Origin of the sequence: Sphingomonas sp. LT1P40, from assembly GCF_036663835.1 — a bacterium.
Taxonomy (GTDB): domain Bacteria; phylum Pseudomonadota; class Alphaproteobacteria; order Sphingomonadales; family Sphingomonadaceae; genus Sphingomonas.
Genome location: NZ_JAXOJT010000001.1, coordinates 1,844,336 through 1,858,045 on the forward strand (window position 1 = coordinate 1,844,336; position 13,710 = coordinate 1,858,045).

Genomic DNA, 13,710 nt, shown 5'->3' on the forward strand with positions numbered 1-13,710 from the left:
AAGGGTGATTTGTGAGCACCGGAGCGCAGCGTGCTTATGGCACGTGAGCACCGGAGCGCAGCAAATCGCGCTTCGCAGGCCCGCATGGGCTGAATGTCCATCCACCCTGTCGCCAGACGGAACAAATAGGGGTAATGCGGCGCGATGCTGACCGCACTCTCTATCCGTGACGTGGTGCTGATCGAGGCGCTCGACCTCGATTTTCACGGCGGCCTTGGCGTGCTTACCGGCGAAACCGGGGCTGGCAAGTCGATCCTGCTCGATTCGCTGGGGCTGGCACTCGGCATGCGCGCCGACAGCGGCCTGGTGCGACAGGGCGCGGCACAGGCGGTGGTCACCGCCAGCTTCGATCTTGCCGACCCGGCACCCGCTGCGGCGCTGCTCGCCGACAGCGGCCTCGACTTCGACACCAGCGAACCGCTTACCATCCGCCGCATCGTCAAGGCCGATGGCGGCAGCCGCGCCTTCGTCAACGACCAGCCGGCGTCCGCCGGCCTGCTCCGCGAACTCGGCACGCATCTGGTCGAAATTCACGGCCAACACGACGATCGCGGGCTGTTGAATCCACGCGGCCACCGCGCCCTGCTCGACACCTTCGGTCGCCTAAACATCGCCGCCGTCGCCACCGCACACCGCGTGCTGCGTATAGCCGAAGAGGCCCTGACCACAGCCCGCGTAGAGCAGGAAACCGCCGCCCGCGACCGCGAATGGCTCGAACATGCCGTTGCCGAACTCACGGCGTTCGCCCCGGAACCCGGCGAGGAAGCGATACTCGCCGAACGTCGCGCGACGATGCAACGCGGCGAAAAAATCACCGGCGACCTGCAATCCATCGCCGACCTGCTCGACGGCAGCGACGGCGCGCTCACCCGCTTCCGTCAGGCCGCCCGCATCCTCGAACGCGTTGCGGAGGATCACCCCGCCCTCGCCGAATCGCTCGCTGCGCTCGACCGCGCGCTGATCGAGGGGGCCGTCGCCCAGGAAAAGGTCGACGAAGCCGCCGAAGCGCTTGCTTTCGATCCCGCCGCACTCGACGCCGACGAGACTCGTCTGTTCGACCTGCGCGCCCTTGCCCGCAAGCATCGCGCCCAGCCCGATGATCTCGCCGACCTCACCGAAACCCTTGCCGAACGCCTGTCGCGGATCGAGGGTGGCGAAGGCACCATCGCCCGCCTCACCGCCGAACTCGCCACTGCCGAATCGGCCTATGTCGCCGCTGCCGAAACGCTTTCCGCCGCGCGCACTGCCGCCGCCGCACGCCTTGACGCCGCCGTCGCGACCGAACTCGCCCCGCTCAAGCTCGACTCCGCCCGTTTTCGCACCGTCGTCGATCCGCTCCCGCGTGACGCATGGTCGGGCTCGGGCCGCGACCGCGTCGAATTCGAAGTCTCGACCAACCCCGGCGCGCCCTTCGCCCCGCTCATCAAGATTGCATCCGGTGGCGAACTCTCGCGCTTCATCCTCGCGCTGAAGGTCGCGCTCGCCGAAAAAGGCGGCGCAAACACGCTAATCTTCGACGAAATCGACCGCGGCGTCGGCGGCGCAGTCGCCAGCGCGATCGGCGAACGCCTGTCCCGCCTTGCGACTGGGACGCAACTCCTCGTCGTCACGCACAGCCCCCAGGTCGCAGCGCGCGGGAGTCATCATCTGCTGATCGCCAAGAGCCATGACGGCCTCGTCACCCGCACCGGCGTCCGCGCGCTCGATGAAGCCGCCCGCCGCGAAGAAATCGCCCGCATGCTCTCCGGCGCGACGGTTACCGACGAAGCGCGCGCGCAGGCCGAACGACTGCTTGAGGCGGCGTGAAGCCCAGCCTGCCCATCATCGCGCTGGCAATCGTCGCGCCCGTCTCAGCGCAGATGCCCGTCGCTCTGGAACTAACGCTTCCTGCCCCGCCCGCTTTGGTGACGCGATCGGACGGCGCGCAGATCGCGTATGAGGTTCGCGTCGGCAATCTCCACCACCAGCCGATCCGTCTGCGGTCGCTGGAGATCGTTACTGCCGATGGCCGGACGCTCCAGCGCTACGAAGGTGAGAAACTCTCGGCGCTGATCGGCGGCCAATGGGTCGCCGACGATGCCGACCGCAGTTTGATCCCGCCGGGCAGCCGCGCCTTGCTGTTCGTGAATCAGCCGGTTTCAGGACCGCTTTCCGGGATTCGTCAGCGCGTCGCCTACACGATTGGCGAACGCGCGCCCGTGACGGTCGAAACGCCGATCAGTCCGATCACCGCTGCGCCGCGCCCGTTCGGCCCGCCCCTGCGCGGCGGTCCGTGGACCGCGGTCTATGCACCAACGCTCGAATTCGGACACCGCCGCTACATTTATGCCATCGGTGGCACCCCGCGCATTCCCGGCCGCTTCGCAGTCGACTTCTTCAACGCCAACCGCGACGCCAAACAGCAGCATTACGCCGCCGACCCCGGCTTCGGTGCCGAGGTGCTGGCGGTCGCCGATGGCCGTATCGTCGCCGCCCGCGACGATTTCACCGATCCCGACCGCCGCGATCCGGACGCGCGCATCGATCCCGAAAACGCCGCCGGCAACTATGTTGCGCTCGACATCGGCGGCGGACGGACGGTGTTCTACGAGCATCTGAAGCGGGGCCTTGCCGTCAAACGCGGCGATCGCGTCCGCCGCGGCCAGCTAATCGGGCGCGTCGGTGCCACCGGGCAAGTGGGCGGTACCCACCTCCATTTCCACGTCGCCGACGCCAATTCGCCGCTTGGTGCCGAAGGCCTGCCGTTTGCGTTCGACGGCTTCGACCAAATCGGCAGCTATTCCTCGATCGACGCAGTGTTCGCGTCGAAATGGCAGGCAACACCATTGCGCCGCATCACCGCCGCGATACCGGCGCCCAACATCGTCGTCCGCTTCCGCTGACTATTTCGCCTTGGCCGGCACCGTCCAGAAATACACCATCCGTCCGTTCACCTCGCGCTCCTGCTCCGGCACCCAGTCGCCCATGCGAAAGGCGTGGCTGACGATCCGCGTCCCCGGCTTCAGTTCGGCGAGCAGCTTGGGCCGCAATTTCTCGTTCAGCGTGTCGAGCAAGTACAGCGTCACCACTGTCGCATCGCTGAAATCGCTCTTGAACAGATCGGCTTGCTTGAACGTCACTTCATCGGTCACGCCCGCCGCCTTGGCGTTCGCCTTCGCCTCCACGATGCGCTGCGGGTCGATGTCGATCCCCGTCGCGCGCACCTTCGCTCGCTTCGCGGCAGCGATCGGGATGCGCCCGTCGCCCGATCCCAGATCGTAGAGCACATCGCCATCCTTCACCTGCGCCATGTCGAGCATCGCCTCGACCACTTCGGGCGGGGTGGGGACATAGATCACGTCGGGCGTGCGGTTCTGTGTCGCGGGAACCGGGGTCAAGGCGGGCGGCGGCGTCACTGCGCTGCCCGCCAGCACCAGCGCGGTGGCGGTGAGGATCAACTTCATTGAGAAAACTCCTCTTCGGGCTTCAGGAACAGGAGCAGGACAACGCCCACTCCCAACACAGCAACCCCCGCAAATGCCCCCCACCCGGTATAAGCCAGACTCGACCATAGCAGATATGCCGTCGTCGCACAGAAGATCGCGGGCAGCACCGGATAGAGCGGCACACGATACGGCCGCGCCACATCCGGATAACGCCGCCGCAACACGAACAAGGCGATGCCGGTTAACAGCAGAAAGAACCAGAATACCGGCGCGGTATATTCCACAGCCATCTGAAACCCGTCGCGCGCAAGCCCGCCCGCGACCACCAACGTCAACGCGATCACGCCCTGCGCGACCAGTGCATTGCCCGGCGTATCGCGCCGCAAATCCCACACCCCCAGCCAACTCAGCGCACCGACTCGCCGCCCCAGTGCCGCAGCCGTCCGCCCGCCGGTAATCGCAGTGGCATTGGCACTGGTCAGCGCCGCCACCGCGATCGCCGCGCTAATCGCTGCCGCGCCACCATCGCCCAATGCGCGCCGCATTACCTCTGCCGCCACTGCATCCGACCCGGCCATGCCCGCCAGCCCCAGCGAATTGAGCGCGGCAAGATTCATCAGCACATAGAGCAACGTCACCAGCGCCAGCCCCGCGCTCATGATCGCCGCGATCCGCTTCGGCGGTGCCTTCATCTCGGCGGATACGTACACCGCCTCGCTCCACCCACCATAGGCCAGCAGCACGAACACCATCATCAAGCCCACTGACCCGCCATCGGTGACCGGCGCGGGTGCGGCCCCGGCGGGCGCAACCATGAAGCCCGCGACGATGATCGCCACCAACCCGAGCACCTCGACCAGCGTCAGCCATTTCTGCGTCGCAGCGCCCCAGCGCACGCCCAGCCAGTTAACCGCGCTCACCGCCACCACCGCCAGCCCGGCCCAGATCGACGGCCCGACATCACCCAGCGGCAGCAGAATTTGCAGATAATCGCCGACGATAAACGACAGCAGCGCCAGCGATCCCGTCTGGATCACCGCCAGCCGCGCCCATGCGTAAAGAAACGCCAGCCGCTCGCCATAGGCACGGCTCAGGAAATGATAATCGCCACCCATATGCGGCCACGCCGCCGCCATCTCGGCATAGCAGAGCGCCCCGGCGATCGAGAGCAGCCCGCCGACCACCCATGCCGCGATCATCGTCGTCGCATCGGGCGCGACTCCGGCGACCAGAGCAGGCGTGCGGAAAATCCCCGCGCCGATCACGATGCCGACGGTCAGCGCAAACACATCCAGATCGCCCAGCGTGCGGCGCGGAAGTGCCGATCGGCTCATCGGGCGTTCGACATAATCAGCATTTCTATTCGATCAGCTTGCCGAGCGCCTCAAGATAGGCGGCGAACGCCTTGCGCCCCTTTGCGGTGATGCGGGCGCGGGTCAGCGGCTTGCGGCCTAGAAAACTCTTTTCGATTTTGATAAATTCCGCCTCCTCCAGCTTGCGCAAATGGACTGACAAATTGCCCTGCGTCGCCTTCAGCAATTCCTTCAGCTCGTTGAAATCGGCGGCATCCGCATCGGCAAGATAGGCCATGATCCCCAGCCGCATGCGGCCGTGGATCACGTCGTCAATCTGTCCGATGTCGAACCCGCTCATCGCTGTCAGTCGTCGCGCGCGCTTCGCATCAGCACCCAGCCGGGTAGTGCCATCAGCAGCAGCAACGCGGTGCCGATCAGCAGCAGGAACAGATCGACCCGCTGGAGACTGAGCGCGGCGAGGAAAGCGGTGACGAACCAACCGATCGACACCAGCCCGATCCAGCCACGGCGGCGGATCGCAAAGGCGATATACCAGACTGCCCCCTGCACCACGCACACCATCAGCGGGTGAAGCAGCCAGATCCCCATATTCTGCTCGCGCCAGGCGAGATAACCGAAGATCGCGGCGGTGGTCATGGCGGCAAGGCCGGAGCTTCCGAACGCCGCGTTGAGCGCGCGCATCGCCATGCCGTGCGGTGCGGCATTGCCATTGCGCCGCATCAGCCAGACGATTGCCCCCAGAAAGATCAATGTTGGCAGGAACCCCGCCGTCAGATGCACGGCATCGGGCGCCCGCCAGCCGCTGACAAGGATCAGCCACTGAACGACGCACTGGATGCCGTAACACAGCCCGCCCGCCAGCAGGACTTGCCCCAGCGAAGACTGGATCGAACCGCTCTCGCTCACCAGCGCGCGGACGAAGGCAAGATCGTCACGCGCGCTTTCGGCCGGATCGGTCATGCGGTCTGAGCCTCCATCGCCGGTTTCGCTGCGGTCCGGGAATAGGCCCGCCCGTTAAGCCAGCGGCCCACAAAGCTGCGCCGCACCAGCAGGTGATAGCTGGCGAGCAGGATAAGGGAAGCGCCCGTCACGACGATTGCGAATTTGACGAGCACCGGCAGCGCGAGCGGGAACACCGCCACCTGAAGCGCCATCACCACCGGCAGATGGAGGAGATAGATCCAGTAGGACGCATCGGCGAGGTAACGGACCCAGCGGCGTTCGGCATCGAGGAAACGGATCGCCGCGCCGAGCAGCCCCAGCGTCCACGCCCAGCTGGCAATCATATAGGCACCGGCGAGCAGGATGCGGGTCATCGGATCGGCCTCCGTTCCGAAAAAAGGCATTCCGGCACGGCTCCACAATATCCAGCCGGAGAGCAGCACGGCACCGGCAAGATGAATCGCCCAGCCGCGCGCCAGCCGCTCGAGCAACAGCGGCTGGCGATGCAGCAGCCACCCCGCAAAGAACGCGGTCGCATAGGCCGCCAGCGCCGCCTTGTTCGGGATCAGGCCCATGTCGGGGGTCGGAATGCCTGCGGCCGGCACCCAGCCCGGTGAACTGGCCAGCGCCAGAAAGCCGGGAATGGCCAGCAACACGCAGGCCGCGCCATAGCTCACCGCGTTGGCCAGTGCCGGATCGACGATCCGCTCGGCGACCCATCCCTTGCGGTCGATCAGTCGCGCAACACCGCGCACCGCCAGCGCCGCGAGATAGAGCCAGGTCAGCAGGTACAGGAACCACAAATGCGTCAGCGGAAACGTGCCGACCGTCAGCGGCGGAGGCGGTGGCGAATCAGTGGGCAACGCACCCCCGTTCATCGCCGCCGCGCCCCATACAAAGGCGGCAATCGCGCCCGCCAGGATCAGCGGCCAGAAGACGAGCAACGGCCCGACGATGCGCTTGCCCCGGTCGCGGACGAACCCGGCAGTGCCGCGACGTTCGAGCAACATGCGGCCAAAGAATCCGGCAATCACGAAGAACAACGTCATCCGAAACATGTGCGAAACGATGAAGAACCCGCCCAGCACCGGATCGGCGGCATCGCGCACCACCCAGATTTGCGGTCCGGGCAGGAAACTCAGACTGGCGTGAAATCCCACGCCCAGCAAAAGCGCGCCGCCACGTACCGCGTCCAGCGCATGCAGCCGGCCGGGCTGCGACTCGGTTCTGTCCACCACGATTCTCCTTCAGCGCCGCAACGACGGCAGACGCTGAATACAGCATATTGTTTGTTATACAAACTGGTTTGTATTCACTCTTTCGTAGTGCGACGACGGTTGCACATCGGCGGGCGGCGCGTGATAATCGTGGCAACACGGATCGGGAGGAACAAAATGCGCAACTTTTTGAGGTGGGTCGCCACCGCAGCGTTGATCGCCTCTGCGCCAGCAGCGGCCTCCCCCTCGGATGATTTTAAGGCAGTGCTGGCGGAGCATTGGGCGTTGTTCGCGAAGAACAGCCCCGTCTATGCCTCGATGGTCGGTGTTCGCGATTACGACACCGAAATCGGCGAGTTCAGCCTCGAAGCAGCCGATCGTCGCGCGCAGGAAAACAGCGCCCTGCTAAAGAAACTCGACGCGATTCCCGATGGCGGTCTCAGCGTTGCAGACCGCACCAGCAAGGCAATCCTGCGCCGCATGATCGCCGAGGATATCGAAGAGAATCGCTTCGGCCAGCGCATGGTCACGTTCTCCAGCTATTCCTCCCCGTGGCAGAATGTCGCCGGACTGGGCGATCAGCTGCCGTTTCGCAGCAAGGTCGACTACGCTAATTATCTGACGCGTCTCGAAAAATTCCCCGCCGCGAACAACGTGCTGCTCGCGATCACGGCGCGCGGCGTGAAAGAGGGCTATGTCCAACCCTGCGTCGCGGTCAGCGGCATCGAGAAATCCATTCGCGGCGTCGTCGTCACCGACGTCACCAAATCGCGCATCTACGCGCCCTTCGCCGGGGCCAAGCCGGCCGACGCGACCGACACCGAATGGGCGGCGCTGACGGATCGCGCGGACAGGCTTATCACCACCAGCCTCAACCCCGCTTTCACCAAGGCGGCGGACTATATGGTCCGCGACTATCTGCCCAAATGCACGCAGAAGGTCGGCGTCTCGAACCAGCCGCGCGGTGCCGAATATTATGCGCTGCAGATCCGTCGCCAGACCACCACGACGCTGACCGCCGACCAGATCCACAAGATCGGCCTGAGCGAAGTCGCCCGCATCCGCACCGAAATGGATGCCGTCAGCAAAAAGACTGGCTTCCCGACGCGCGAGGCTTTCGTGAAGGACCTGCGCACCAACCCGAAATATTACGCGAAGACGCCCGAGGAACTGATGGAAGTCGCCTCGCGCCTCGCCAAGACGATCGACGGCAAGATGCCCGGCCTGTTCACGCGCCTGCCGCGCCTGCCCTATGGCGTGAAGGAAATCCCAGCCGAGATCGCCGAAGGCACGACCACCGCCTATTATAATCCGGGCAGCCCTGACAACGGCATCGCCGGCTTCTATTTCGTCAACACGTCGAAGCTCGACCAGCGCCCGCTGTACGAAATGCCCGCGCTGACCTCGCACGAAGCAGCTCCCGGCCACCATCACCAGCTCGCCCTTCAACAGGAACAGGACCTCCCCTTGTTCCGCCGCCACCTCGCCGGCTTCACCGCTTTTGTCGAAGGCTGGGGGCTCTACTCGGAGCGGCTCGGCATCGAGATGGGGCTGTACGACACGCCCGAAAAGGAAATGGGCCGGCTCAGCTACGAAATGTGGCGCGCTACCCGGCTGGTGGTCGATACGGGCATCCATTCAAAGGGGTGGACGAAGGCGCAGGCAGTCCAGTTCATGCTCGACAACACCGCGCTCTCCGCCGCGAACATCGACGCAGAGGTGAACCGCTATATCAGCTGGCCGGGTCAGGCGCTGGGCTACAAGCTGGGCGAGCTGAAAATCCGCGAACTGCGTGCCAAAGCGGAAAAGTCGCTTGGCCCCAAATTCGACCTCCGCCATTTCCACGATGCAGTGCTCGGCCAAGGCGCCGTCCCGCTCGACGTCCTCGAAGCGCAGATCGACACCTGGATCACGGCGGAGAAGGCGAAGGGGTGAAAAACATATCCTCCCCCGCCAGGGGGAGGTGGCACGCGCAGCGTGACGGAGGGGGAGGACGCACATCGCTAATGTTCTGGAATCCTCCCCCTCCGTCGCTTCGCGCCACCTCCCCCTTGCGGGGGAGGATAAATCGACAAACACATCCCCAACGCTTCCTTAACCCCGTCCTGTCATGACGCTTTCCCAAATGTGGAGCGTGATTATGGGCCGTCGTCCCGAAACCCTTGCCGTCTTGTTATTGCCACTCGCATTGCTCGCCTGCAGCGGCGGCGACGCACAGCAGAATGTCGATGCGCTGGATAACGAGATCACCGGCAACGGCTCGGACCCCGCACTGATGGGCGCGTTGCAGGACCAGATCATGGTCGATCCGCAACTCGCCCAGCAATCGAACAAGGACGCGATCCGCCCGCCCAGCCAACCCTATTCCGCCCCGATTCCATCGGAAACGGTCGCGGCGGCAAAAGCCGCGATACCCAAGGATGGCGAACTGCTCAAAGCACCCGCTCCCGTCGAGGGCAGGTCGGATATCGTCGATTCGCGTGAGCAATCGGTCACGCTCGGCGCGCTCGCGTCCCGTCAAAAGGACAAGCGCACCGCCGGTTGCGCCGCCAACCTTAACTACTCCGCCGCCTGGGCTGCCCGCCTGCCCGCGGCGATGCCGCTCCACCCACAGGCCCGGATCGTCGAGGCCGCCGGCTCGCAGAGCGACGACTGCTCGCTCCGCGTCGTCACTTTCTCTACGCCGCAGCCGCTCCAGACGATGATCGACTGGTATTACACCAAGGCAAAGCGCGGCGGCTACACGGCCGAACATCAGCTGAAGGACGGCCAGCACGTCCTGGGCGGCACCCGCGCCAGCGATACCGCCGCCTATGTTGTGTTCCTCTCCGCCCGCGCCGATGGCGGCACCGACCTCGATCTCGTCGCCAGCGGCGGCAGCTGATTTTGTTGCGCTCTATGGCGCGTAGCGGCACCGGCCCGCTCCCCCACCCGGCCACCCACAGCGTATTCTGAATGGGTGGCCGGGTGGGGGAGCGGGCCGGTGCCGCTTCAAACCTTGGTTCAGACTCCAATCCGCGCTAACGGGGCGCGATGTTTCATCTCCTCCTCGTCATGCTCGGCGGCGCGATCGGCGCCGGGGCGCGGCACCTGACCGGGCGCGCGGCGCTTGCGCTGTGGGGTCCGGCCTTCCCATGGGGCACGCTGATCGTGAATGTCGTCGGCGGCCTGCTGATGGGCGTTCTCGTCGGCGCACTCGCCGCCCGTGCCAGCGGGGACGAAGCGCTGCGCGCCCTGCTCGGCGTCGGCGTGCTCGGCGGCTTCACCACATTTTCCGCCTTTTCGCTCGACACGCTGCTGATGCTTCAGCGCAACGAAGTCTGGACTGCCTTGTTCTACATCCTCGCCTCGGTGATCCTTTCGATCGCCGCGCTGTTCGCCGGACTCCAGATGACGAGAGCAATGGCATGAGCGACGACACGCCCCAGACCGCACCCGACGCCGCGCCCGCCGCTGGTGCCGCGCAGAATGTCCGCCAGTTCACCGTCGGTCTCGACGATGACGGCATCCGCCTCGATCGCTGGTTCAAACGCCATCTACCCGACGCCAGCTTCAATATCGTCTCACGCTGGGCGCGCACTGGGCAGCTGCGCGTCGATGGAGCGCGCGCCAAGCCCGGCGATCATATCCAGGCCGGACAGGTGATCCGCGTCCCGCCTGCCGAACCGGTCAAGGAAGCGACCGCCAAGCCCAAAAAACCACGCCCGCAACTCACCCCCGAACAGGCCGAGTTCGCGGAGAGCATGGTGATCCACCGCGATGCCCAGGCGATCGTCATCAACAAGCCCCCCGGCCTCGCGACTCAGGGCGGCACCAAGACGCACGAGCATGTCGATCAACTGCTCGACGGCCTGTATTTCGATCTCGATACCCGACCAAAACTGGTTCACCGGCTAGACAAGGATACGTCGGGCGCGCTCGTCCTCGCCCGCACCGCCCGCGCCGCCGCCTATTTCGCCAAGAGCTTTTCGGGCCGCACTGCCCGCAAAACCTATTGGGCGATCGTCGTCGGCGTGCCCGATATCGAGGATGGCTTCATCGACCTGCCACTGGGCAAACAGCCCGGCACAGGTGGCGAGAAGATGCAGGTGGACGAGGAGAACGGTCAGCCCGCCCGCACTCGCTATCGCGTGATCGACCAGGCCGGCAACCGTGCCGCCTGGGTCGAACTGCAGCCGCACACCGGCCGGACGCATCAGTTGCGCGTCCACATGGCCGCAATCGGCAACCCGATCGTCGGCGACGGCAAATACGGCCTGGCCGAAGCCTTTCTGACCGGCAGCATCAGCCGCAAAATGCACCTCCACGCCCGCCGCATCCGCATCGACCATCCTGATGGCGGCAAGCTCGACGTGACCGCCGACCTGCCCACCCATTTCGCAGAGACGCTGAAGCAACTCGGCTTCGACCTCGCAATGGGCGACGCGATGCCCTCGGACGAGAAGGTACCGCCGACCAAGGAACAGGAAAAAGCCTGGGCCAAAGCGCACGCCAAGAATTTCCGCAAAGAACGCCGCGGCGAACGCAAGGGCCGCCGCGACACGACCGCGAAAAAGGCCAAACCCGGCAAGCCCGAGAAAGCGGCAAAGCCTGCCCGGCCGCCAAAACCCGTAAAACCAGCGAAGAAGTGACTCGCCTTGCCGTTTTCGACTGCGACGGTACGCTCGTCGATTCGCAGGCCAATATCTGCCGCGCGATGGAGGCGTGTTTCACCGCGCACCGGCTCGACCCACCGGGCCGCGACGCAATCCGACGTATTGTCGGCCTCAGCCTGGTACCCGCCATTGCCGAGCTGCTGCCCGATGCCGACACGCATCAGCACGAAGCGATGGCCGAGGCATACAAGCAGGCCTTCTGGGCCATGCGCGCCGACAAGTCCCTCGACCCCGAACCGTTGTTCGACGGCATCGCCGACGCCATCGCCACGCTCGCCGACAGCGGCTGGCTGCTCGGCGTCGCCACCGGCAAGTCCGATCGCGGCCTTGCCCACATCCTCAATCACCACGGCCTGACCGACCGTTTCGTCTCGCTCCAGACCGCCGACCGCCATCCCTCCAAACCAAACCCGGCAATGCTCCACGCGGCCATCGCCGAAGCAGGTGCGACACCCGAAACCACCGCGATGATCGGCGACACCAGCTTCGACATCCTCATGGCGGTGAACGCCGGCGCGCATCCGGTCGGGGTTGCGTGGGGCTATCACGACGCGCATGAATTGCACGCAGCCGGCGCGCGTACCGTCAGCACCCACGCCCGCGACCTGCCCGCGCTGCTGGAGGCGTTATGATCGAAGACCCCGCCCGTGGCCGCTATTATATGATGGTATCCAGCCAGATCGCCGCCGTCGCAGGCGCGGTGTTCGGTCTGGTCATCATCGGTCGCTCCAACACCACCGAGCTCAAGATTCTGGGCGCTGCGATCCTGCTCGCCGGACTCTATTGCGTCGCGGTCGTCCCCCGCGCGCTTGCCCGCCGCTGGCGCACCCCGCCCGAAGCATGAAGCGTTTCTGGAAGGACGTCGCTACCGTCCCCGCAACCGGCGGCCACGATATCCACCTCGACGGCAAACCGGTTCGCACGCCGGGCCGCGCCCCGCTGACCCTGCCGTCCCCCACGCTTGCTGAAGCCGTCGCCGACGAATGGCGCACCGTCGCTGAGACGATCGACCCGCGCGCAATGCCGCTCACCGGCCTCGCCAATGCCGCAATTGACCGGATTGCGCCCGACCCGCAAACGTTCGCCGCCGGTCTCGCGCAATATGCGGGCACCGACCTGCTCTGCTACCGCGCCGACCATCCGCTCGAACTCAGGTTGCGGCAGGACGCCGCATGGGATCCGCTGCTGACCTGGGCAAGCACACGCTATGGCGCACCGCTCAACATCGCCACCGGCATCGTCCACGTCGCCCAGCCGCCCGAGTCTCTCGCCGCGCTTGGCAACGCCATCGCCGCCCGCACGCCACTTGAACTCGCCGCGCTGTCGCCGGTCGTCACGATCACCGGCTCGCTGATCGCCGCGCTCGCCCTGCTGGAACGCGCAGCCACTGCCGACGACATCTGGTCCGCCGTCAATCTCGACGAGGATTGGCAGGTCGAACATTGGGGCGAGGACGACCTCGCGCGTCAGGCCCGCGCCGCCCGCCGCGCCGATTTCGACGCAGCGGTGCGCTTGCTAGAGTTGCTCTGACGAATACGCCTCAGGCGCGACCACAACTGGTTTCGGCAGCATCCGTGCAATCACCGCGCCCGCCGCCAGCCAGCCCGCAATCTCGCTGATCCACAGATAGACGAAATAGCCGGTCGGTGCATGGTTGAAGATCGGCTGACCCAACTGGCTATAAGCCGTAAACGCCACCGCCAGCAGCCCGACGATCGTCAGCCGTCCGCTGAACGACATGCCCGCAGTCACTCGCTGCAACGCAAACGCCAGCAACAGCGCGCAAACGATGCCCAACACCAGTCCGCCGATCAGCGCGGCCGTATCGGGCAGCGCAAAGCCATTGGCATTGAACAGCACCATCGCAATCGGCCCCTGCCCATAAGCGGTCGTCCCGGCGGGCGTCCCCGGCCACGGCACCGGATAGGCGCCGGTGCCAAGCGGCCCCAGATGCTGAACCAGTGCCGCCTGAATCGCCGCGCTCGCCGCATCGTCGGTCGGGCTGACCGCGATGCGGCTGAGCGGCGTGCCCCAGAAAATAAATCCGATGATCCACATGGCGAAACCACCCAGCAGGCCGCCCAGCAAAACCCTTGGCATCGAAACTCTCCCCTGATTGTTCGCGCAGACTATCGCGTTCCAGACGCGGGCGCGA

The 13,710-nt window shown here is 65.6% G+C and carries 15 protein-coding genes; 9 read left to right on the top strand and 6 right to left on the bottom strand.

All coding sequences use genetic code 11. The annotated features are described in order from the left end of the window. Positions 1–144: 144 nt before the first annotated feature. Both recN and U1702_RS09180 read left to right on the top strand, forming a co-directional pair. A complete protein-coding gene (recN, locus tag U1702_RS09175) occupies positions 145–1,806 on the top strand; it encodes a DNA repair protein RecN (RefSeq protein WP_332723710.1) in 1,662 nt (553 codons plus the stop codon). Continuing rightward, entirely contained in the window at positions 1,803–2,882 is a 1,080-nt protein-coding gene (locus U1702_RS09180) for a M23 family metallopeptidase (RefSeq protein ID WP_332723711.1), read from the top strand. The genes recN and U1702_RS09180 overlap by 4 nt, the downstream gene beginning before the upstream one ends. Here the strand turns inward: U1702_RS09180 and U1702_RS09185 are convergent, their stop codons facing one another. Genes U1702_RS09185 through U1702_RS09205 form a run of 5 tightly spaced genes read right to left on the bottom strand, consistent with a single transcriptional unit; the run spans position 2,883 to position 6,918 of the window. Next, positions 2,883–3,443 carry a class I SAM-dependent methyltransferase gene (locus U1702_RS09185; RefSeq protein ID WP_332723712.1) on the bottom strand — a complete coding sequence of 187 codons (561 nt, stop codon included), beginning with the start codon at positions 3,441–3,443 and terminating at the stop codon, positions 2,883–2,885. It abuts the gene before it with no gap. Further along, on the bottom strand, positions 3,440–4,759 hold the full coding sequence (locus tag U1702_RS09190; protein WP_332723713.1) for an APC family permease: 1,320 nt from the start codon (positions 4,757–4,759) through the stop codon (positions 3,440–3,442). Before U1702_RS09190 ends, U1702_RS09185 begins: the two co-directional genes overlap by 4 nt. Before the next feature lie 25 nt (positions 4,760–4,784). Continuing rightward, complete coding sequence (locus tag U1702_RS09195) at positions 4,785–5,078, bottom strand: winged helix-turn-helix domain-containing protein (RefSeq protein ID WP_332723714.1); 294 nt, start codon at positions 5,076–5,078, stop codon at positions 4,785–4,787. Between the two features lie 5 nt (positions 5,079–5,083). Further along, entirely contained in the window at positions 5,084–5,701 is a 618-nt protein-coding gene (locus tag U1702_RS09200) for a hypothetical protein (protein WP_332723715.1), read from the bottom strand. After that, positions 5,698–6,918, bottom strand: coding sequence for an acyltransferase family protein (locus U1702_RS09205; protein ID WP_332723716.1), 1,221 nt, complete (start codon positions 6,916–6,918; stop codon positions 5,698–5,700). Before U1702_RS09205 ends, U1702_RS09200 begins: the two co-directional genes overlap by 4 nt. Positions 6,919–7,077: 159 nt before the next feature. On the opposite strand from U1702_RS09205, the gene U1702_RS09210 reads away from it, so the two are divergent. The 7 genes from U1702_RS09210 (at position 7,078) to U1702_RS09240 (ending at position 13,085) form a co-directional block, all read left to right on the top strand. Next, on the top strand, positions 7,078–8,835 hold the full coding sequence (locus U1702_RS09210) for a DUF885 domain-containing protein (protein WP_332723717.1): 1,758 nt from the start codon (positions 7,078–7,080) through the stop codon (positions 8,833–8,835). Between the two features lie 205 nt (positions 8,836–9,040). Next, on the top strand, positions 9,041–9,784 hold the full coding sequence (locus tag U1702_RS09215) for a hypothetical protein (RefSeq protein WP_332723718.1): 744 nt from the start codon (positions 9,041–9,043) through the stop codon (positions 9,782–9,784). Positions 9,785–9,933: 149 nt separating this feature from the next. Next, entirely contained in the window at positions 9,934–10,311 is a 378-nt protein-coding gene (gene crcB, locus U1702_RS09220; RefSeq protein ID WP_332723719.1) for a fluoride efflux transporter CrcB, read from the top strand. Then, on the top strand, positions 10,308–11,531 hold the full coding sequence (locus U1702_RS09225; RefSeq protein WP_332723720.1) for an RluA family pseudouridine synthase: 1,224 nt from the start codon (positions 10,308–10,310) through the stop codon (positions 11,529–11,531). Before crcB ends, U1702_RS09225 begins: the two co-directional genes overlap by 4 nt. Beyond that, positions 11,528–12,187 carry an HAD-IA family hydrolase gene (locus U1702_RS09230; protein ID WP_332723721.1) on the top strand — a complete coding sequence of 220 codons (660 nt, stop codon included), beginning with the start codon at positions 11,528–11,530 and terminating at the stop codon, positions 12,185–12,187. Before U1702_RS09225 ends, U1702_RS09230 begins: the two co-directional genes overlap by 4 nt. Further along, the gene (locus U1702_RS09235) at positions 12,184–12,399 is read left to right on the top strand and encodes a hypothetical protein (RefSeq protein WP_332723722.1); all 216 of its coding nucleotides are present in this window, start codon (positions 12,184–12,186) and stop codon (positions 12,397–12,399) included. The genes U1702_RS09230 and U1702_RS09235 overlap by 4 nt, the downstream gene beginning before the upstream one ends. Beyond that, positions 12,396–13,085, top strand: coding sequence for an ATP12 family chaperone protein (locus tag U1702_RS09240; protein WP_332723723.1), 690 nt, complete (start codon positions 12,396–12,398; stop codon positions 13,083–13,085). The genes U1702_RS09235 and U1702_RS09240 overlap by 4 nt, the downstream gene beginning before the upstream one ends. On the opposite strand, the gene U1702_RS09245 is transcribed toward U1702_RS09240, so the two are convergent. Further along, positions 13,071–13,655, bottom strand: coding sequence for a hypothetical protein (locus tag U1702_RS09245; RefSeq protein ID WP_332723724.1), 585 nt, complete (start codon positions 13,653–13,655; stop codon positions 13,071–13,073). The genes U1702_RS09240 and U1702_RS09245 overlap by 15 nt on opposite strands. Positions 13,656–13,710 lie beyond the last annotated feature (55 nt).

Coding starts and splice junctions, on each gene's coding strand:
- U1702_RS09190 (WP_332723713.1), bottom strand. CDS start 4,759: ATGAGCCGATCGGCACTTCCGCGCCGCACGCTGGGCGATCTGGATGTG.
- U1702_RS09245 (WP_332723724.1), bottom strand. CDS start 13,655: ATGCCAAGGGTTTTGCTGGGCGGCCTGCTGGGTGGTTTCGCCATGTGG.
- U1702_RS09240 (WP_332723723.1), top strand. CDS start 12,396: ATGAAGCGTTTCTGGAAGGACGTCGCTACCGTCCCCGCAACCGGCGGC.
- recN (WP_332723710.1), top strand. CDS start 145: ATGCTGACCGCACTCTCTATCCGTGACGTGGTGCTGATCGAGGCGCTC.
- crcB (WP_332723719.1), top strand. CDS start 9,934: ATGTTTCATCTCCTCCTCGTCATGCTCGGCGGCGCGATCGGCGCCGGG.
- U1702_RS09195 (WP_332723714.1), bottom strand. CDS start 5,078: ATGAGCGGGTTCGACATCGGACAGATTGACGACGTGATCCACGGCCGC.
- U1702_RS09215 (WP_332723718.1), top strand. CDS start 9,041: ATGGGCCGTCGTCCCGAAACCCTTGCCGTCTTGTTATTGCCACTCGCA.
- U1702_RS09185 (WP_332723712.1), bottom strand. CDS start 3,443: ATGAAGTTGATCCTCACCGCCACCGCGCTGGTGCTGGCGGGCAGCGCA.
- U1702_RS09235 (WP_332723722.1), top strand. CDS start 12,184: ATGATCGAAGACCCCGCCCGTGGCCGCTATTATATGATGGTATCCAGC.
- U1702_RS09200 (WP_332723715.1), bottom strand. CDS start 5,701: ATGACCGATCCGGCCGAAAGCGCGCGTGACGATCTTGCCTTCGTCCGC.
- U1702_RS09210 (WP_332723717.1), top strand. CDS start 7,078: ATGCGCAACTTTTTGAGGTGGGTCGCCACCGCAGCGTTGATCGCCTCT.
- U1702_RS09225 (WP_332723720.1), top strand. CDS start 10,308: ATGAGCGACGACACGCCCCAGACCGCACCCGACGCCGCGCCCGCCGCT.